17 protein-coding genes are annotated in these 18,921 nt (G+C 64.0%); 11 read left to right on the forward strand and 6 right to left on the reverse strand.

Annotated elements, in window-relative coordinates:
- Positions 1–39: 39 nt before the first annotated feature.
- Together ACGYLX_RS00885 and ACGYLX_RS00890 are read right to left on the reverse strand one after the other, a co-directional pair.
- Entirely contained in the window at positions 40–1,215 is a 1,176-nt protein-coding gene (locus ACGYLX_RS00885; RefSeq protein WP_394446820.1) for an acetyl-CoA C-acetyltransferase, read from the reverse strand.
- A gap of 163 nt (positions 1,216–1,378) precedes the next feature.
- The gene (locus ACGYLX_RS00890) at positions 1,379–2,221 is read right to left on the reverse strand and encodes an EAL domain-containing protein (RefSeq protein ID WP_394432439.1); all 843 of its coding nucleotides are present in this window, start codon (positions 2,219–2,221) and stop codon (positions 1,379–1,381) included.
- Positions 2,222–2,326: 105 nt separating this feature from the next.
- Between ACGYLX_RS00890 and ACGYLX_RS00895 the strand changes: the two genes are divergently transcribed.
- The 5 genes from ACGYLX_RS00895 (at position 2,327) to ACGYLX_RS00915 (ending at position 6,663) form a co-directional block, all read left to right on the forward strand.
- The gene (locus ACGYLX_RS00895; RefSeq protein ID WP_394446821.1) at positions 2,327–2,896 is read left to right on the forward strand and encodes a DNA-3-methyladenine glycosylase I; all 570 of its coding nucleotides are present in this window, start codon (positions 2,327–2,329) and stop codon (positions 2,894–2,896) included.
- A 170-nt stretch (positions 2,897–3,066) separates the two neighbouring features.
- Positions 3,067–3,687 (forward strand): 30S ribosomal protein S4, encoded by a 621-nt coding sequence (gene rpsD, locus ACGYLX_RS00900; protein ID WP_271693051.1) that lies wholly within the window; start codon positions 3,067–3,069, stop codon positions 3,685–3,687.
- 182 nt (positions 3,688–3,869) lie between these two features.
- A complete protein-coding gene (gene hisC / locus ACGYLX_RS00905) occupies positions 3,870–4,952 on the forward strand; it encodes a histidinol-phosphate transaminase (protein ID WP_271693052.1) in 1,083 nt (360 codons plus the stop codon).
- Entirely contained in the window at positions 4,952–5,872 is a 921-nt protein-coding gene (locus ACGYLX_RS00910; RefSeq protein WP_394446823.1) for a prephenate/arogenate dehydrogenase family protein, read from the forward strand. Before hisC ends, ACGYLX_RS00910 begins: the two co-directional genes overlap by 1 nt.
- Positions 5,869–6,663 carry an extensin family protein gene (locus tag ACGYLX_RS00915; RefSeq protein WP_394446824.1) on the forward strand — a complete coding sequence of 265 codons (795 nt, stop codon included), beginning with the start codon at positions 5,869–5,871 and terminating at the stop codon, positions 6,661–6,663. The genes ACGYLX_RS00910 and ACGYLX_RS00915 overlap by 4 nt, the downstream gene beginning before the upstream one ends.
- A gap of 7 nt (positions 6,664–6,670) precedes the next feature.
- Here the strand turns inward: ACGYLX_RS00915 and ACGYLX_RS00920 are convergent, their stop codons facing one another.
- Complete coding sequence (locus ACGYLX_RS00920; RefSeq protein ID WP_394446826.1) at positions 6,671–7,678, reverse strand: DUF2125 domain-containing protein; 1,008 nt, start codon at positions 7,676–7,678, stop codon at positions 6,671–6,673.
- A 66-nt stretch (positions 7,679–7,744) separates the two neighbouring features.
- On the opposite strand from ACGYLX_RS00920, the gene ACGYLX_RS00925 reads away from it, so the two are divergent.
- The 3 genes from ACGYLX_RS00925 (at position 7,745) to ACGYLX_RS00935 (ending at position 11,483) form a co-directional block, all read left to right on the forward strand.
- The gene (locus tag ACGYLX_RS00925; RefSeq protein WP_394446828.1) at positions 7,745–8,275 is read left to right on the forward strand and encodes a gamma-glutamylcyclotransferase; all 531 of its coding nucleotides are present in this window, start codon (positions 7,745–7,747) and stop codon (positions 8,273–8,275) included.
- Between the two features lie 71 nt (positions 8,276–8,346).
- A complete protein-coding gene (locus ACGYLX_RS00930; protein ID WP_394446830.1) occupies positions 8,347–9,546 on the forward strand; it encodes a biopolymer transporter ExbB in 1,200 nt (399 codons plus the stop codon).
- The gene (locus ACGYLX_RS00935; RefSeq protein ID WP_394446832.1) at positions 9,546–11,483 is read left to right on the forward strand and encodes a peptidoglycan -binding protein; all 1,938 of its coding nucleotides are present in this window, start codon (positions 9,546–9,548) and stop codon (positions 11,481–11,483) included. Before ACGYLX_RS00930 ends, ACGYLX_RS00935 begins: the two co-directional genes overlap by 1 nt.
- 15 nt (positions 11,484–11,498) lie before the next feature.
- On the opposite strand, the gene ACGYLX_RS00940 is transcribed toward ACGYLX_RS00935, so the two are convergent.
- From ACGYLX_RS00940 to gloB, 3 genes are all read right to left on the reverse strand, one after another.
- Entirely contained in the window at positions 11,499–12,452 is a 954-nt protein-coding gene (locus ACGYLX_RS00940; RefSeq protein ID WP_394432455.1) for a M23 family metallopeptidase, read from the reverse strand.
- A complete protein-coding gene (gene clpA, locus ACGYLX_RS00945; protein WP_067262217.1) occupies positions 12,449–14,770 on the reverse strand; it encodes an ATP-dependent Clp protease ATP-binding subunit ClpA in 2,322 nt (773 codons plus the stop codon). The genes ACGYLX_RS00940 and clpA overlap by 4 nt, the downstream gene beginning before the upstream one ends.
- Before the next feature lie 175 nt (positions 14,771–14,945).
- Entirely contained in the window at positions 14,946–15,713 is a 768-nt protein-coding gene (gene gloB / locus ACGYLX_RS00950) for a hydroxyacylglutathione hydrolase (RefSeq protein ID WP_394446834.1), read from the reverse strand.
- Positions 15,714–15,776: 63 nt separating this feature from the next.
- Here gloB and ACGYLX_RS00955 point away from each other — a divergent pair, with 63 nt between their 5' ends.
- From ACGYLX_RS00955 to atpA, 3 genes are all read left to right on the forward strand, one after another.
- Positions 15,777–16,523, forward strand: coding sequence for a class I SAM-dependent methyltransferase (locus ACGYLX_RS00955; protein WP_067262215.1), 747 nt, complete (start codon positions 15,777–15,779; stop codon positions 16,521–16,523).
- A gap of 294 nt (positions 16,524–16,817) precedes the next feature.
- Entirely contained in the window at positions 16,818–17,378 is a 561-nt protein-coding gene (locus ACGYLX_RS00960) for a F0F1 ATP synthase subunit delta (RefSeq protein ID WP_067262214.1), read from the forward strand.
- Positions 17,379–18,917 carry a F0F1 ATP synthase subunit alpha gene (atpA, locus tag ACGYLX_RS00965; protein WP_394446836.1) on the forward strand — a complete coding sequence of 513 codons (1,539 nt, stop codon included), beginning with the start codon at positions 17,379–17,381 and terminating at the stop codon, positions 18,915–18,917. It abuts the gene before it with no gap.
- Positions 18,918–18,921: the final 4 nt, after the last annotated feature.

Below are 18,921 nucleotides of genomic sequence, written 5' to 3' on the forward strand. Positions count from 1 at the left end.
ATGTTTCAGCGCGCAAGAAAGTTGCGCGCCGATTCAGTCTTAGGGGCGCTCAAGGCACATGGCAACACCCATACCGCCGCCGATACACAGCGTCGCCAAACCTTTCTTGGCGTCACGGCGCTGCATTTCGAACAGGAGAGTGTTGAGCACCCGCGCGCCCGAGGCGCCAATCGGGTGGCCAATGGCGATGGCACCGCCGTTGACGTTCACGATTTCCGGATCCCAGCCCATTTCCTTGTTCACGGCGCAGGCCTGCGCGGCGAAGGCTTCGTTGGCTTCCACCAGATCGAGGTCTTCGGAAGACCAACCGGCTTTCTCCAGCGCCTTGCGCGATGCATAGACGGGGCCGACGCCCATGATCGACGGGTCGAGACCGGCAGTGGCATAGGAGGCGATCCGCGCCAGCGGCTGAATGCCCCGCTTTTCGGCCTCATCCGCGCTCATCAGGAGCGCACCTGCCGCACCGTCGTTGATGCCCGAGGCATTGGCCGCGGTGACGGAGCCGTCCTTGGCGAAGGCCGGGCGCAGCTTCTGCATCGCTTCGATATTGGCGCCGTGGCGGATGTATTCGTCCTGATCGACGACCGTCTCGCCTTTGCGGGTCTTGATGGTGAAAGGAACGATCTCATCGGCGAATTTGCCAGCCTTCTGGGCCGCTTCGGCCTTGTTCTGCGAGGCGACGGCGAATTCATCCTGCTGGTCGCGGCTGATCTGCCATTTCTCGGCCACGTTCTCAGCGGTTTGGCCCATGTGGTAGCCGTTGAACGCATCCCAGAGACCGTCGCGGATCATCGTGTCGATGAACTGCAAATCGCCCATTTTCTGGCCCGCGCGGAGGTTTTGCGCATGGGGGCTGAGGGTCATGTTCTCTTGCCCGCCAGCGGCCACGATGTTCGCGTCACCAAGTTGGATATGTTGGGCCGCCAGCGCCACGGCGCGCAGGCCCGAGCCGCAGACCTGATTGATGCCCCAAGCCGCGCTCTCTTTCGGCAGCCCTGCGTTGATATGCGCCTGACGCGCCGGGTTCTGACCTTGGGCGGCGGTCAGCACCTGCCCCAAAATGGTCTCGGAGACTTCGGACGGGTCCACCCCGGCGCGGGCCACCAGTTCTTTCAGAACGGCGGCACCAAGATCATGGGCGGGCGTATTGGCGAACGCTCCGCCGAAACTGCCCACGGCGGTCCGGGCTGCGGATGCGATGACGACATTGGTCATGATGTGACTTTCCTCTACCTTGTTGGGCGGGGGCACACCGACACGCGCCATCGTCGGGCGTGGGCGCTCCCGTCCCTCTGAGGTAGTGATAGCGGATGCGCTGCAATGCGGCAACTGAGCAGGCAGCCCGCCGCCGCAGCCCCGGCGGCCTGCCCGCGCGGGCCTAGCCGGTGGCCCGCACCCGGTCGAAATTCAGCCATGGGGGCCGGGTGGTTGGCGCGGCGAAGTGGTAGCCTTGCAGGCAATCGACGCCCATCTCGGTCAGCACCGCCGCATCGGCGGCGTTCTCGACGCATTCGGCCACGGTCAGCATGTCGAAATGCGTGGCGATGGACATCAGTGCGGCGGTCAGGGCGCGGTTGTCGGGGTTGGTGGCGATGCCGCGGATGAACTGCCCGTCAAGCTTCAGGACATCAAAGTAGAAATCCTTGAAATAGCGGATCGCCGTTTGCCCCGCCCCGAAATCATCCATGGCAAAGCAGATGCCGTGGGGCTGCAATTGGTTCATGAAGCTCGTCACAAGTTCCGGCACCATCATGGCCGAGCTTTCCGTGATCTCAAGGATCAGCCGCTCGCCCAAGGTGGCATCGCGGGCCAGCCAGTGGCGCAAGACGCGGGTCCATTCCTGATACCCGATGGAGCGGGCGGACATATTGATCGACAGTCGAAGCCCGGGATGGTGGTGCAGCGCGTTCAGCCCGAGACTTAGGGCCAGAACATCCACCTGCCGCCCGGTATCCGTGTCCTCGATCGCGGGCATGAAATCCTTGGCCGGAATCACGCGGCCCGTGGGATCAAGCAGGCGGATCAGCCCCTCGTGAAAGGCCACATTTGTCGGATCGCTGGCCAGCATGACGGGCTGGAACGCCAGCAGCGTTTGGCGATGGGCCACGGCCTCGCGCACCATTTCAAGCGTCGCGGCATCGCGCTGCATCACCGCATGGTTCAGCGGGCTGTCCCCACCGGGGGGAACGTCGGCGAAAGGGCGTTGGAATCGACGGGGCACGGCGGTACTCTCTTGCTGTCCTGCGATTGGTATGGGCGCAAAGGTGATAATACGGTCTTAATCGGCGGCGATTTCCGCGGTGGATCGCGCGGAGGAGAGCCGAAGATGCAGCGCTGTGACTGGGCCGGGGATGACCCGATTTACCAAGCCTACCATGACACCGAATGGGGCGTGCCCGAATACGACAGCCGCGCGCTTTGGGAAAAGCTGATCCTTGACGGGTTTCAGGCGGGGCTGAGCTGGATCACGATCCTTAAAAAACGCGATAATTTCCGTGCGGCCTTTGCCGGGTTCGACCCGCATCAGATCGCCGAATGGGGCGAGGCGGATGTGCTGCGCCTGCTGAGTGATCCGGGCATCATCCGCCACCGGGGCAAGATCGAGGCCGCCATCACCAACGCGCGCGCATGGCAGGAGGTGGACGCGCGCGAGGGGTTCGACGCCTTCATGTGGCGCTATGTCGATGGCAAACCGCTGCAAAACCGCTTTGCCACACAGGCCGAGGTGCCGCCGAAGACCGCCTTGTCCGAGCAGGTGAGCAAAGACCTGAAGAAAGCCGGTTTCAAGTTCTGCGGGCCGACGATCACCTATGCCTGGATGGAGGCCTGCGGGCTGGTGAATGATCATATCCTGACCTGTCACCGCCACGCGCCCTGCGCTGCGATGGCACGGTAGGGGCGGGGCGTATCAAATTCGCCGAGAATCCCCCGTTGACTCCCTGCCATAGCCCCGTATAAGCGCCCCTTCATTGGTGTTGGTGGACCCCGCAAGGGGAAGCCTGTCGGGCTTCGGCCAAAGGACAACGCCCTTTACCGCCCCTCGGGGCCTTATAAAGGAGATCAGCCGTGACAAAACGCACAGCTGCCAAGCACAAACTAGACCGCCGTATGGGCGAAAACATCTGGGGTCGTCCGAAGTCCCCGGTGAACCGTCGTGAATACGGCCCCGGCCAGCACGGCCAGCGCCGCAAGGGCAAAATGTCGGACTTCGGCATCCAGCTGCGCGCCAAGCAGAAGCTCAAGGGCTACTATGGCGACCTGACCGAAAAGCAGTTCCGTCGCATCTACGGCGAAGCCGAGCGCGTCAAGGGCGACACCGGTGAAAACCTGATCGGCCTGCTGGAGCGCCGTCTGGACGCCGTTGTTTACCGCGCCAAATTCGTGCCGACCGTTTTCGCCGCACGCCAGTTCGTCAACCACGGCCACGTCAAAGTGAACGGCCGCAAGGTCAACATCCCCTCCTACCGTGTGAAAGAGGGTGACGTCATCGAAGTGCGTGACCGTTCCAAGCAGCTGACTTCGGTTCTGGAAGCCGTGCAACTGCCCGAGCGTGACGTGCCGGATTACCTTGAGTGTGACCACTCCAAAATGACCGCGACTTTCGTGCGCACACCGAGCCTCGGCGACGTGCCGTACCCGGTTGTCATGGAGCCGAACCTCGTCGTGGAATTCTACGCGAAGAACTAAGCTTCTTCGCCTGTCGAATACCAAAGGCCGCGTGGTGCGAACCGCGCGGCCTTTTCTTTTTGCGCAGGGCGGCGGGCAGCAGGGCAACAGCCTGTCCGCTGGCGCCGCGGATGCAGAATGATTCTGGCATCACCGCGACACCCCCGATAGAAGGGCGGCAGTAGCGTGAGGATGAGAGCGAGATGACACAGATCGCACCGCAACCGGGCATTATGGAGATCGACCTTTATCAAGGGGGTGCGGCGCATGTCGCGGGCCTTGAGAATGTGGTCAAACTCAGCTCGAACGAGAACCCGCTGGGGCCCAGCCCCGCCGCCGTCGAAGCCTATCGTCGCGCGGCCTATGACCTGCATCGCTACCCATCCTCCGACCATAGCGCCCTGCGCGCCGCCATTGCTGAGGTGCTGGACCTCGATGCCGAGCGGATCATCTGCGGCGCGGGTTCGGATGAGATCATCGCTTTTCTCTGCCAAGCCTATGCCGGTCCGGGCACCGAGGTCGTGCACACCGAGCACGGCTTTGCCATGTACCGCATTTCCGCCCTCGCCGCGGGGGCTACGCCCGTCGAGGTGCCCGAGCGTGAGCGGGTGACCGATGTCGATGCCATCCTCGCCGCCTGCACCGAGGCGACGCGGCTGGTGTTCATCGCCAACCCCAACAACCCCACCGGCACGATGATCGGTCTGGCCGAGCTTGAACGTCTGGCCGAGGCGCTGCCGCCGCAGGCGCTTCTGGTGCTCGACGGGGCCTATGCCGAATATGTCGAGGGCTATGACGGCGGCGCCGCCTTGGTGGACCGCCGCGACAACGTGGTGATGACGCGCACCTTCTCAAAGCTCTACGGGCTGGGCGGGCTGCGCATCGGTTGGGGCTATGGGCCAGCCCATGTGATCGACGTGCTGAACCGCGTGCGCGGTCCTTTCAACCTGTCGCAGGCCGCACTCAACGCCGCCGAGGCGGCGATGCGCGACCGCGCCTATACCGACCATTGCCGGGCCGAGAACGCCCGCTGGCGCACGTGGCTGGCCGATGCGCTGGCCGAGATCGGCGTGCCCTCGGACGTCTCGCTCGCCAATTTCGTGCTGGCCCGCTTCGCCAATCAGGCCGAGGCCGAGGCTTGTGACGACTACCTCAAGACCCAAGGGCTCATCGTGCGCCGGGTGGCGGGCTACAACCTGCCCAACTGCCTGCGCATCACCGTGGGCGATGAGAGCGCCTGCCGCCGCGTCGTCCATGCCGTGCGGCAGTTCAAGGGGGGCAACTGATGGCGCAGGTCTATGACAGGGTCGCCCTGATCGGGCTAGGGCTGATTGCCTCCTCGCTGTTCTGGGCGATGAAGCGTGGCGGTCTGGCGGGCGAAGTCACCGGCTATGCCCGCAGTGACGAGACCCGCGCCACGGCGCGCGAGATCGGGCTTTGCGACCGGGTCTGCGACAGTGCTGCTGAGGCCGTCGCGGGCGCCGATCTGGTGGTGCTCTGCGTGCCGGTAGGTGTCATGGGCACCGTGGCCGCAGAAATCGCGCCGCATCTCGCACCCGGTGCCACGGTGACGGACGTAGGCTCGGTCAAGGCCGACGTCATCGCGCAGGTGGGGCCGCATCTGCCCGAAGGTGTGCATTTCATCCCCGCGCACCCGCTGGCGGGGACCGAGCATTCCGGCCCGCGCAGCGGCTTTGCCGAGCTCTTCGACAACCGCTGGTGCCTGCTGGTCCCGGTTGAGGGCACCGACAAGGACGCCATCGCGCGGCTGCGCGCGCTTTGGGAAGGGGTGGGCGCCAATGTCGAGGAAATGGACGCCGAACATCACGATCTGGTGCTGGCCGTCACCTCCCACGCGCCGCACCTCATCGCCTATACGATGGTGGGCGTGGCCGACGATCTGCGCCGGGTAACCGACAGCGAGGTGATCAAGTATTCCGCCGCCGGTTTCCGCGACTTCACCCGGATCGCGGCGAGTGATCCCACGATGTGGCGCGATGTCTTTCTGACCAACAAGGACGCGACGCTGGAAATCCTCGGCCGTTTCACCGAAGAGCTTTTCGCCCTGCAACGCGCCATTCGGACCGGCGACGGCGAGCATCTGCACGCCTATTTTACTCGTACCCGCGCGATCCGACGCGGCATTATCGAGGCGGGGCAGGATACCGACGCGCCCGACTTTGGCCGGGGCGCGCCCAAGTCATGAAGGGCTGGGCTGTCCTGCCGCTGATCATGCTGGGGCAAATTGCCCTGGCTGCGGGGCCGGACAGTTCTGAGCGGCCCGTGGCGCGTCAGCAGGGGGATAGCTTGCCGGTCAGCGTCGCCCCCGGCGGCGCGATCGCCCCGCCCGAACGTGACCCCGCCGCCCGTGCCGCCGCCGAGGGCGGGCAGGGGATGAAAGCATCGCTCCGTCCCACCCTGCGCAGCGCCAAGGTCGAACAGGCTGCTCGAGCACGCCAGCGGATGTTGGCCAAGGGCGCGGTCTGCGGCGATCTGGCGATACAGGGCACGCGGGTGGGCCGGGTGCCGGGCCGGATCAGCGGTTGCGGGGTTGAGAATGCGGTCAAGATACGCTCGGTCTCGGGCATCCGGCTCAGCACCGCGGCGGTGATGGATTGCACCACGGCCAAGGCGCTGAACACATGGGTGCGCCAATCGGCGGTGCCTGCTTTGGCGGGGCAGGGCGGCGGGCTGAAGGAGCTCAAGGTCGCCGCGCATTACGCCTGCCGGACGCGGAACAACCGCAAGGGGGGCAAGATCTCCGAACATGGCAAGGGCCGCGCGATCGACATTTCCGGGTTTGAACTGGCGGACGGCAGCACGATCAGCCTGTTGAAGGGCTGGCGCGCGCGGCGCAGCAGCGCGGCTTTGCGACGGATGCACCGGGGCGCCTGCGGGCCGTTTGGCACGGTGCTGGGGCCAGAGGCGGACCGCTTTCACCAAGACCACTTTCACTTCGACACGGCGCGCTATCGCAGTGGCAGCTACTGCCGCTAAGCGGCCGTTAGGGCTGAACCAACCGCGGTGCGGGGCCAAGCGGGATCCCCGCCAGCATCATCTGACCATCCGTAAAGATCAGGTCGAGGTCCAATCCGCCCGGCGTGCCGCCCCGCGCTTCCAACAGCCGCAGCATGGTGTCGACCTGCCCGCGCATCGACGGCGGCAGAAAGCCCGCACGTTCGCCTGCGTCGAGCAGTTTGGTCCAATTGGTGACCCGCAGGCTCAGCACCCCATCGGGAATGCCCGCGGCGTCAAAGGTGAGCGCCCCCTCGGCGCCCAGAGCCACCTCGCCCCAAGCGGCGTCCACATTCTCAACCGTCAGCGCGTCGATCTGCGGCAGGGTGCCTGCCATCGCGCTGTGCCGGTCCAGCGGGCGGGCAAAGGTCACGGCCATCCGCGCCGAGAGGATCGGCTGCCCGCCGGGCTGGCCCGCGCCATCGCCCAAAACCTTGCGCAGCAAGGGGCCGGGGGTGATGCCGCCGGGCAGCAGCGCGATGTCATAATCCCGCGCTGCACTGCCCGATTGCGCGATCCGCATCCGCGGCTCTTCCGCCTTCAGCAGCAGCCCGTCGGGGCCGTCGACCTCAAGATGCGTGCTGCGAAGCTCCATCGCCTCCAGTTGAAGCGAGGTGCCGGGATGCAGTTCCAGATCGGCGCGCAAGTCGCGCATCTTTAGCGTCAGGGGCAGCGCGCCTGCGGGCAGGTCGGCCGCCGCAACGGGCGCGCGGGCGGAGAGATCTCCGGGCCACCAGACCGGAGCGGAGAGATCAAGCTGCGGGGCCTCGAATGCCAGACCGCGGGCCGGGTCTGCCACGGCAAACCCGCTCAGCCGGTTTTGCAAGGACAGGGGAAAGCCCGCTTTGTCGATGTCTTTGAGCGTCACCTCCCAACCCGCCGCGCGGCGGGTGTCGAGCAGGCGGGTCAGGGTGCTTTGCATCTGCGTCGTGGCGGCAGCCCACCACGCGCCCCAAAGTGCGGCGAGCACAATCAGCAGCCAAACCAATTTCCGCATTTCGATAGCCCTTCAAATCGTGCTTCAGATGCGGTTTACCGAAGGCCAGCAGAAAGGACCAGCAGGATGATAATGTGGGTATTTGGCTATGGCAGCCTCTTGTGGAACCCCGGTTTCGAGGTAGCGGAAAGCGTGATCGCCACGCTGCCGGGCTATGCCCGATCGTTCTGCATGCGCTCGATCCATCACCGGGGCACGGTCGAACAGCCGGGGCTGGTGCTGGCGCTCGACGAATCCGTCCGCTCGGCCTGCGAAGGCATGGCGATGCGGGTGGCTGCGGGGCATGAGGCGCAGACGCTGGAGTACCTGCGCGAGCGTGAGCTGATCTCTTCGGCCTATGTCGAGAAAAACCTCACCGTGCATCTGACCGATGGCCGCGACGTGGAGGCGGTGACCTATGTGATCGACGCGGCGCATGATCAATATTGCGGTGGCCTGCCCTTGGAAGAACAGGCGCAGATCATTGCCCGCGCCGTAGGCGGACGCGGACCAAATACCGAGTATTTGATCAACACCGCCGTGCATCTGTCCGAAGTGGGCTTGCATGACCCCGCGTTGGAGTGGTTGCATGACCGGGTGAAGGCTTTGACCTCATAAAAACTTGGCAACTCTTTGCCGTTTCAGTGTAGGCTGCGGCAAGAGCAGAACAAAGGGTCAGGAAAGGCCGCATGGCACAGCCAGACCGCAAGGCAAAACCGCAGTTTTCACAACCGGTGCGTCAGATTTCTCTGATGCTGATCGCGCTTGGCCTCACGGGGGCCGGGGTCTTTCTGGCGCTGCCACGGGTGCTGCCGATCTTTGCCGCGAACCCATGGCTGAATGGGGTCATCATCTTTGTCTTCATCGTCGGTGTGCTGGCCTGTTTCTATCAGGTGATGCAGCTTATCGGCTCGGTCCGCTGGATCGAGGATTTCGCCGCTGGCAATGCCGAACCCGATGCCAAACCGCCGCAATTGCTGGCGCCTTTGGCGTCGCTTCTGCGCCAACGCGGCGCGCGGATGCAGGTCAGCACGACCTCCACCCGGTCGATCCTCGATTCCGTCGCCTCGCGTATCGACGAAGTGCGCGAGATTACGCGTTATATAGTTAACATGCTGATTTTCCTCGGCCTTCTGGGGACGTTTTATGGGCTGGCCACGACCGTTCCGGCGGTGGTCGACACGATCCGTTCCCTCGCCCCCGGTGAGGGGGAGGCGGGCGTCGATGTCTTTGGTCGTCTGATGACCGGGCTAGAGGCGCAACTGGGCGGCATGGGCGTGGCCTTCGGCTCCTCGCTTCTGGGGCTTGCGGGCTCTCTCGTCGTGGGGCTGTTGGAGCTTTTCGCGGGCCACGGGCAGAACCGCTTCTATCAAGAGTTGGAAGATTGGCTGAGTTCCATCACGCGGGTCGGGCTGACCTCGGGCGACGATGTGAGCGACCAGAACATCATGGCCAGCGTGATGGACCAGATGGTCGAACAGATGGCCGAAATGCAGCAGATGTTCACCCAATCAGACGTCAGCCGCGCCATGGTCGACGACAAGTTGGGCAAGCTGGCTGATGCCGTGGACCGGATGACCACGCGGATGGAGCATGACACCACCACCAACAGCGCGCTGGAGCGGGTGGCAGATGGGCAGGACCGGTTGATCGCCACGCTCGAAGGTCAGGTCGCGGGCGAAGGGATCGACGCGGAAAGCCGGATGCGCCTGCGCTCCATCGACGTGCAGATGCTGCGTATCTTGGAAGAGATTTCTGCCGGGCGGCAGGAAACCATGGCCGAATTGCGCAAGGATATCTCTCTGCTGGCCAAGGCGCTTTCCGGGCAACGCGCCCCTGAAGCCCGCCGCCTGCGGGCGGGCGATACCTCCGGTGGCGGGGACCAGTAATGGCACTTTCCCGGCGGACAGGCGCACGGTTTCAGGGCTCCATCTGGCCGGGGTTCGTCGATGCGATGACCGGGCTTTTGCTAGTTCTGATGTTTGTACTGACCATCTTCATGGTGGTGCAATTCGTCCTGACCGAGCGGATCAGCGGGCAGGAAAGCGAGCTTAACGAACTTGCCGGAGAGGTCGCGGCCCTTGCCCAAGCGCTTGGCGTCGAGGAACGCACCACCGCGCGGTTGGAGGCGCGGCTCGGCGCGTTGAATGCCTCACTGAACGACGCGCGTGATGAGGTGTCGCGGCAAGAGGCGGTGATCGCCGGGCTGACTTCTGAACGCGACGCGCAAGCGGCTGCCTTGCAGGCGGCGGAGGCCGAGATCACCGGGTTTGAGGCGCGGGTGGCCGCGCTCTTGGCGTCGCAGGCCGAAGATCAGGCGCGCATCGGTGACTTGGAAGACCGCGAAGCCGCGCTGTTGGATGAGCAAGAGGCGCTGAACCTCGCGCTTAGCACCGCGCGGGCCGAGATCGACGCGCAGGCGGAAACGGCCCGGCTTGCCGCCGCGAAACGCGAGGCGTTGGATGCGCTGGTGGCCGATCTGCGGGCGCAAAACGCCGAAGCCGAGGCCGAAGTCGCCGCCCTCAATGCCGAGGTGGCGGAGGCCGAAGAGGCGCTCAGCGCCGAGGAAGCCGCCCGTCTGGCCGAAGCCGCAGCGGCGCAGGCCCTGCGCGACCGGCTGGAGGATGCGGATGCGGAATTGACGGCCATGACCCTTTCGCTTGAGGCGCAGCGCAAGAAGGCCGAAGAGACGCTGACCCTTTTGGCCGCCGCTCGCGCGGCGCGCAGCGATCTCGACAGTGAGCTTGCCGCTGCGCTGCTGCGGATGGAGCGGCTGGAGGAGAGCGGCGCGGGGCTGGAGGCCGAGCGCGCCGCGCTCACCGAAGAGTTGGAAGCCGCGGAAGGCACCGAAGAGGACCTGCGCGCGCGGTTGGCGCAGGCCGAGGCGACCGAGCAGACGTTGAACGCCCGTCTGGCCGAGGCGCTGGCCCGTGTGCAGCGCCTAGAGGAAGAGGGAGAGGCGCTGAGCGGCACGCAGTCGGATCTGCGCGAACGTTTGGCGCAGGCGCTGGCGGCAAAACTCGCGGCGGAGACTTTGGCCGAGGATAAGACCACTGCCGCCGAACGCCGTGCTGCCCTTTTGGCGCAGGCCGAAGAGACGCTGGCCGAGGAGAAAGCCGTGAGCGCCGCGGCGCAGCGGCAGACCGAGTTGCTGAACCAACAGGTCGCGGAACTGCGCGCGCAACTGGGCAACCTACAGGCGTTGCTCGATGACGCCGTGGCGCGGGATGCGGCGAAATCGGTGGAATTGCAATCGCTTGGCTCCGAGTTGAACACCGCGTTGGCGCGGGTCGCGGCGGAGGAACGCCGCCGCGCCGAATTGGAGGCGGCAGAGCGCAAGCGGCTTGAGGAAGAGAGCAAGAACCTTGCCCAGTACCGCTCAGAATTCTTTGGGCGGTTGCGTGATCTGCTGGGCAACCAGGAGGGTGTGCGGATCGAAGGCGACCGTTTTGTCTTCTCCTCCGAGGTGCTTTTCGCGCCGGGCAGTGCGGTGCTGAGCCAAGACGGGCAGGGTGAGATTGCCAAGGTGGCGGGCATTCTGCGCAGCGTTGTGGATGACATCCCGCCCGAGATCGATTGGGTGATCCGCGTCGATGGTCATACCGACAATGTGCCGCTTTCCGGCTTTGGGGAGTTTGCGGACAACTGGGAACTCAGCCAAGCGCGGGCGCTGTCGGTGGTCAAATATATGGTCAATTTCCTCGGCATTGCGCCGGATCGTTTGGCCGCCAATGGCTTTGGCCAGTATCAGCCCGTGGCCGAGGGCAATACCGAGGCTGCGCGGGCGCAGAACAGGCGGATCGAGTTGAAGTTTACCGAGAAGTAGGCAGGCAGCCCCGGCCTATCGCAGGGTCAGAACGCCGGTCTTTTCGTCGATCACACGGCCCTCGCGCAGCAGGGTGACCCTGCCCGTATAGCGCCCGGCGGCCCATGGCGCAGAAGCCGCGCGTTTGCCGATGGCCCGAAAGGCTTGCGCCTGCGGCTTCTCCATCACCACATCCCTTTCGATGACCGTGCCTTTTGGCCCGGCGAGGCTGAGGCGCATCACGTCATCCTTTTGCGTGCCATAGCTGTAGCCATAGATGACCAAGGCAGGGGCCTCTTTGGGCAGGCTGTCGCGATGGGCTTCGCCCGCCTTGATCTCATCATAGCTGGGCACGCGGTCGGCAAAGCCAAGCGCAATCAGCCCGCCGGGGCGGTAGGGCGGGGTGTCTTGCCAGAGGGTTTTGCGCAGTTCGACGTCACAACTATGGCCTTCGGGGGCGAATGGATCGACGGGCTGGCCGTGATGGCGCAGCGACAGGTGCAGATGCGGAAAGGCAGCTTTGCCGGACTGGCCAACGAGCCCGAAAGCGTCGCCAACCGCCACCTCCTGCCCTTCCTGCACGCGGAGCGAGCCGTGTTTCAGGTGGCAGTATTGCGTCTCCCATCCCTGGCCGAGGTCGATCACCACGCCATTGCCGCATTCGCGCCCTTGGACCTCCGAGAGCGGTGCGCCATCTGGCATCCCGTCCCGCAGTCCTTTGACTACCCCCGCCGCCGCCGCGCGCACGGTCACGCCCGCGGCCATCGCCGCGCGGTCGGGCAGGGCGAAATCCGTGCCCTTGTGGCCGTCATAGGTTAGGCCGGAACAGCGGTAGTCCTCTGCGCCGCCGCTCGGGTCGCGGTCCATATATTGTTGGATGTGGCAGTCCTGCCCAAGGGTGCAATCCAGCGGGAAGGCCAATTGCAAATCCTCCGCCAGCGCAGGGCTGGCGGAGGAGAGGATCAGGGCCAGTGCGGCCCGATAGATCATTCCGCGGTGAGCAGCGGGGGGCGATCACCGGAAAGACGCTTGCTTTCGCTGCCCAAGACTTTGAGCGTCAACTCATCATCTTTGACGCCAACCTTGACGACACCGCCTTTGGCCAGCTTGCCAAAGAGCAACTCCTCGGCCAGCGGCTTCTTGATGTGCTCTTGGATCACACGGCCCAAGGGACGCGCGCCCATCTTGTCGTCATAGCCCTTGTCGGCAAGCCATTCGGCGGCCTTCTTGGAGAGCTCGATGGTCACGTTGCGGTCCATCAGCTGCGCTTCGAGTTGCAGCACGAACTTCTCGACCACCCGCAGGATCACCGACTTCGGCAGCGGCGCGAAGGAGATCACGGCGTCCAGACGATTGCGGAACTCCGGCGTGAAGGTCCGCTCGATCGCGGCGGTATCCTCGCCCTCGCGGCGGTCGCGGCCAAAGCCCACAGCCGCTTTGGCCTGTTCGGAGGCGCCCGCGTTGGAGGTCATGATCAGCACCACATTGCGGAAATCCACCGTGCGGCCATTGTGATCGGTCAGTTTGCCGTGGTCCATCACCTGCAACAGGATGTTGTAGACGTCCGGGTGCGCCTTCTCCATCTCGTCGAGCAGCAGCACGCAATGCGGATGCTGGTCCACGCCATCGGTGAGCATGCCGCCTTGGTCAAAGCCGACATAGCCCGGAGGCGCGCCGATCAGACGGCTGACCGCGTGTTTCTCCATATATTCCGACATGTCGAAACGCAGCAGTTCCACGCCAAGGGTGTCGGCCAATTGCTTGGCCACCTCGGTTTTACCCACGCCAGTGGGGCCAGCGAAGAGGTAGTTGCCGATGGGCTTGTCCGGCTCGCGCAGGCCCGCACGGGACAGTTTAATCGCCGAAGACAGCGCCACGATGGCGTCATCCTGCCCGAAGACCACCCGTTTGAGAGAGCTTTCCAGATCCTTCAGCACCACCACATCGTCTTTGGAGACATTCTTCGGCGGGATGCGGGCGATCTTGGCCACCACGGCCTCGACCTCCTTGGTGCCGATGGTCTTGCGGCGCTTGGAAGCGGCGACGAGGTGCTGGGCGGCACCGGCTTCGTCGATCACGTCAATCGCGCTGTCCGGCAGCTTGCGGTCGTTGATGTAGCGATGCGCCAGTTCCACGGAGGTCTTGATCGCGTCGGAGGTGTATTTGACGCTGTGATGCTCCTCGAAATAGGGTTTCAGCCCCTTGAGGATCTTGGTGGCGTCTTCGACCGAAGGCTCGCTCACGTCGATCTTTTGGAACCGGCGGCTCAGCGCGCGGTCCTTCTCGAAGTGCTGGCGGAACTCCTTGTAGGTGGTGGAGCCCATGGTGCGCAGTTTGCCGCCCTGAAGTGCGGGCTTCAGCAGGTTGGAGGCATCCATTGCGCCGCCCGAAGTGGCACCGGCACCGATCACAGTGTGGATCTCGTCGATGAAAAGCACCGCGTCCTTGTGATCCTCAAGCTCGGTCACCACGGCCTTGAGCCGCTCCTCGAAGTCACCGCGGTAGCGGGTGCCGGCCAAGAGCGCGCCCATGTCGAGCGAGTAGATCGTGGTATTAGCCAGCACCTCAGGCGTTTCACCGGCGACGATCTTGCGCGCCAGACCTTCGGCGATGGCGGTCTTGCCCACGCCCGGATCACCCACCAGCAGCGGGTTGTTCTTGCGGCGGCGGCAGAGCACTTGAATGCAGCGCTCAACCTCGCCCTCGCGGCCGATCAGCGGGTCGATGTCGCCTTCGCGGGATTTGGCGTTGAGGTCCACGCAGTATTTCGCCAGCGCGGATTCCTTCTTGTCGCCATCGGTGACGCCTTGGGCCTCTTCCTCGGTCTCGGGCGCGCCTGTGACGGGGCGGGATTCACCATAGGCCGGGTCTTTGGCGACACCATGGGCGATGAAGTTCACCGCGTCATAGCGGGTCATGTCCTGCTCTTGCAGGAAATAGGCGGCGTTGCTCTCACGCTCGGCAAAGATGGCGACCAGCACGTTGGCGCCCGTCACCTCGGTCCGACCCGAGGATTGCACATGGATTGCGGCGCGTTGGATTACGCGCTGGAAAGCCGCCGTCGGCACCGCTTCGGAACCGTCGATGTCGGTGATCAGATTGCTGAGATCATCGTCGACGAATTCCACCAGCGTATCGCGCAGGTCGGAGACATCGACGGAACAGGCTTTCATGACCTGCACGGCATCGGGTTCATCGAGCAAGGCCAGCAACAGATGTTCAAGCGTTGCGAATTCGTGGCGGCGGGCATTGGCCAGCGCGAGGGCCGCGTGGATTGCCTGCTCAAGTGTAGTCGAGAATGAAGGCACGGGCGTGCTCCTTTTCGATCGGGGTCGGTGAGGTGCTGAGATGTCTCAGGCCCCGGTCCGACCATGGCCTCATAGTATTAGAGTTTGGTTGATCATCGCCCATCTTCAAGAAGATTCTGGTCCGAATCGGTCACATTTGCCGTGAGCGAGGACTTTGAGCCATGATTGCAGGCGCTCAGAACTGGTCTTTTCGCCTGCGGATTTCGGTGAACACTTCCGTGTCGGTGGCGTCTGGCATCCCCAAGGTCGCGCGGATGGCCGGGTCGGCGGGGCGCAGAAAGGGATTGGTTTCTAGTTCCAGTGAAAGCGACGAGGGGACGGTCGGCTGCCCTTTGGCGCGGGCGCTGTCGATGTCCTTGGCCCTTGATATAAGGGCGGCATTGTCCGGATCAACGGTCAGGGCGAATTTTGCGTTGGCGGCGGTATATTCGTGGCCCGAGCAGATCGTCGTGTCAGAGGGCAGGGCGGCCAGCTTTTGCAGGCTTTCCCACATCTGCGCGGGCGTGCCCTCGAACAGGCGGCCGCAGCCAAGCGCCATCAGGCTGTCTGCGGTAAAGGCCGCCTTGGCTTGGGGCACATGAAAGGCGATATGGCCGACGGTGTGGCCAGATACGTCGAGCACTTGGGCCGCAAGCGCGCCCAGCTCAATGCTGTCACCCTCGGCCACCGCGCGGTCGAGCGGGGGCAGGCGGTGGGCATCATCCTTGGCGCCGATCACCTCGGCGGGGAAACGGGTGAGCAGTTCGGCAAGACCTTGAACGTGGTCGGGGTGGTGGTGGGTCAGCCAGACTTGGCTCAGCGTCCAGCCGCGGCGGTCAAGCTCTGCCATGATCGGCGCAGCCTCGGGCACGTCAATCAGCGCCACCGCGCCGCTGTCATGGTCACGCAGCAGAAAAGCGTAGTTGTCCGACAGACAGGGAATCGTGACCAGATCAAAGGCCATGGCGTCTTACCTCGCTGTGTTGTTATGGTCCGGTAAGAGTGACACTCACCAAGGCGGGCTGCAATGCATCTTGATGTACAGGATCTGCGCAATTTCTATTATCGCAGCGCGTTGGGACGTGCGGCGCAGAAATCCTTGCGCGGGCGGTTATTGGAGCTTTGGCCCGAAGCGAAGGGCCAGACCGTCGTCGGCTTTGGCTTTGCTGCACCCCTGCTGCGCCCCTATCTGGCGGATGCGCGGCGGGTGATGGTCTTGATGCCCGGCCCGCAGGGGGTGATGCCTTGGCCGGCGGGGATGCCCAACACCTCGGTCCTGACGGAAGAGACGCTTTGGCCGGTCGAGACGGGGGCGGTGGATAAGCTGGTGCTGATGCACGGGCTCGAAACCTCCGAACGGCCCAGTGAACTGCTCGACGAATGCTGGCGTGTGCTGGGGCCGGGGGGCAAGGCGCTGTTTATCGTGCCAAGCCGCGCGGGCATGTGGGCGCGGCGGGACCGCACGCCTTTCGGCTATGGGCGGCCCTATTCGCCGGGGCAGTTAGAGACGCAGTTGCGCAAACATCAGTTCCTGCCCGAACGGCACCTCGGCGCGCTTTACCAGTTCCCGTCGCAGCAGCGAATCTGGATGAAATCGGCGCCTTTGTTCGAAAAAATCGGACGTCAGATGCCGACGATGATGGGCGGCGGCGCGATCTTGGTGGAGGCCACGAAACTGGTTTACCCGCCGCGAGGCCGCCCGCAACGCAGCACCGCGAGGCGTGCCATCGGGGTGTTGGAGGGGATGGCAGAGCCGCAGGCCAAACCGGTCTAAACGCCTCAGCGCCTTGTAGACTTAGCGCATGCAGCGGGCGAGGGGACTGGATTCGTGGGCCCGCTCCAGCGGTGAGTGGGGTAGCATTTTTCTGCGGCAAAGAGCCGCGATAGGCCGCAGCCCTTGCAATATTGCAGCACGCCGCGACATTACCTGCCTATACTGTGTTGCCGGGCGTGAACCTGTCTGCTACATCGCCCCTGATTTAGACGTCTTGGGTAACTTCAAGCCGCGCCAACTGCTGGTGACGCGACATCTTCGCATATCCGGCGCTTATTGAACGAGAGGATGGACGTGTCCGAACCTGCTTCCATTTCCACCGGTATCGCGGAACGTTATGCGACAGCCGTGTACGATCTGGCCCGCGAGGCCAATCAGGTCGATGCCATCGAGGGCGATCTTACAGCGCTTGAAGCGGCATTGAACGACAGCGACGATTTTCGCCGCCTGACCACTTCGCCGCTCTATACCCGCGAAGAGCAGGAACAGGCGATCAAGGTGCTGGCCGAAAAGATGGGCCTGACCAAGACCATGGCGAACACGCTGCAACTGATGGCGCAAAAGCGCCGCCTGTTCGCGCTGCCCGCGCTGGTCAAAGCGCTGCGCGAGACCATTGCCGAAGCCAAAGGCGAAATCACTGCCGAGGTCACCACGGCCAAGGCACTGACGAAGACACAGTCGGACAAGCTGGCGAAATCGCTGACCGCTTCCACCGGCAAAAAAGTATCACTTCATGCGACCGTTGATGAAAGCCTCATCGGCGGTCTTGTCGTCAAAGTGGGCTCGAAGATGATCGACACCTCGATCCGCTCCAAGCTCAATTCCCTCCAGAATGTAATGAAAGAGGTCGGATAAATGGGTATCCAAGCAGCAGAGATTTCTGCGATCCTGAAGGACCAGATCAAGGATTTCGGTCAGGAAACCGAAGTGGCCGAAGTGGGTCGCGTTCTCTCCGTCGGTGACGGTATCGCCCGCGTCTATGGTCTGGACAACGTTCAGGCCGGTGAAATGGTCGAATTCCCCGGCGGCATTCAGGGCATGGCCCTGAACCTCGAAGCCGACAACGTGGGTGTCGTTATCTTCGGCTCCGACCGCGACATTACCGAAGGCGACACCGTCAAGCGCACCAACTCCATCGTGGACGTGCCAATCGGTGACGAACTGCTGGGCCGCGTTGTTGACGGTCTGGGCAACCCCATCGACGGCAAAGGCCCCATCGGCGCCACCAAGCGCGGCATCGCCGACGTGAAGGCACCGGGCATCATCCCGCGGAAGTCCGTGCACGAGCCCATGGCAACCGGCCTCAAGTCCGTTGACGCGATGATCCCGATCGGCCGTGGCCAGCGTGAGCTGATTATCGGCGACCGTCAGACCGGCAAGACCGCCGTCGCGCTCGACGCGATGCTGAACCAAGCTCAGGTCAACGAAGCCGCTGGCGACGACGAGAGCAAGAAGATGTACTGCGTCTACGTCGCAATCGGCCAGAAGCGCTCGACCGTGGCGCAGCTGGTGAAAAAGCTCGAAGAGACCGGCGCCATCGACTACTCCATCGTCGTGGCCGCGACTGCTTCCGAGCCCGCGCCGATGCAGTTCCTCGCACCCTATGCCGCCACCGCGATGGCCGAGCATTTCCGCGACAACGGCCGCCACGCGCTGATCATCTACGATGACCTCTCCAAGCAGGCCGTGTCCTACCGTCAGATGTCCCTGCTGCTGCGCCGCCCGCCGGGCCGCGAAGCTTACCCGGGCGACGTTTTCTACCTCCACTCCCGCCTGCTTGAGCGCTCCGCGAAGCTGGGTGATGAAGCTGGCAACGGCTCTCTGACCGCGCTGCCGATCATTGAGACCCAAGGTGGCGACGTGTCCGCGTTTATTCCGACCAACGTGATCTCGATCACCGACGGCCAGATTTTCCTTGAGACCGAATTGTTCTACCAGGGCATCCGTCCCGCCGTGAACACCGGTCTGTCGGTGTCCCGCGTTGGCTCCTCGGCCCAGACCAAGGCGATGTCCTCGGTGGCCGGTCCGGTGAAACTGTCGCTGGCCCAGTACCGCGAAATGGCGGCCTTCGCCCAGTTCGGCTCCGACCTCGACGCCGCGACCCAGCAGCTGCTGAACCGTGGTGCGCGTCTGACCGAGCTGATGAAGCAGCCCCAGTACGCGCCGCTGACCAACTCCGAAATCGTCTGCGTGATCTACGCCGGTACCCACGGCTATCTCGACAAGGTGGACATCACGGACGTTGGCCGCTTCGAAGCGGGTCTGCTGGCGCATCTGCGCAGCAAGCACGACGACCTTCTCAAGGACATCACCAACAACGACCGCAAGGTCAAAGGCGAGTTGGAAGAGAAGATCAAAGCCGCCATCGACGGTTTCGCCGCCGACTTCGCTTAAACGG

Source organism: Sulfitobacter sp. 1A13496 (assembly GCF_043557225.1).
Taxonomy (GTDB): domain Bacteria; phylum Pseudomonadota; class Alphaproteobacteria; order Rhodobacterales; family Rhodobacteraceae; genus Sulfitobacter; species Sulfitobacter faviae.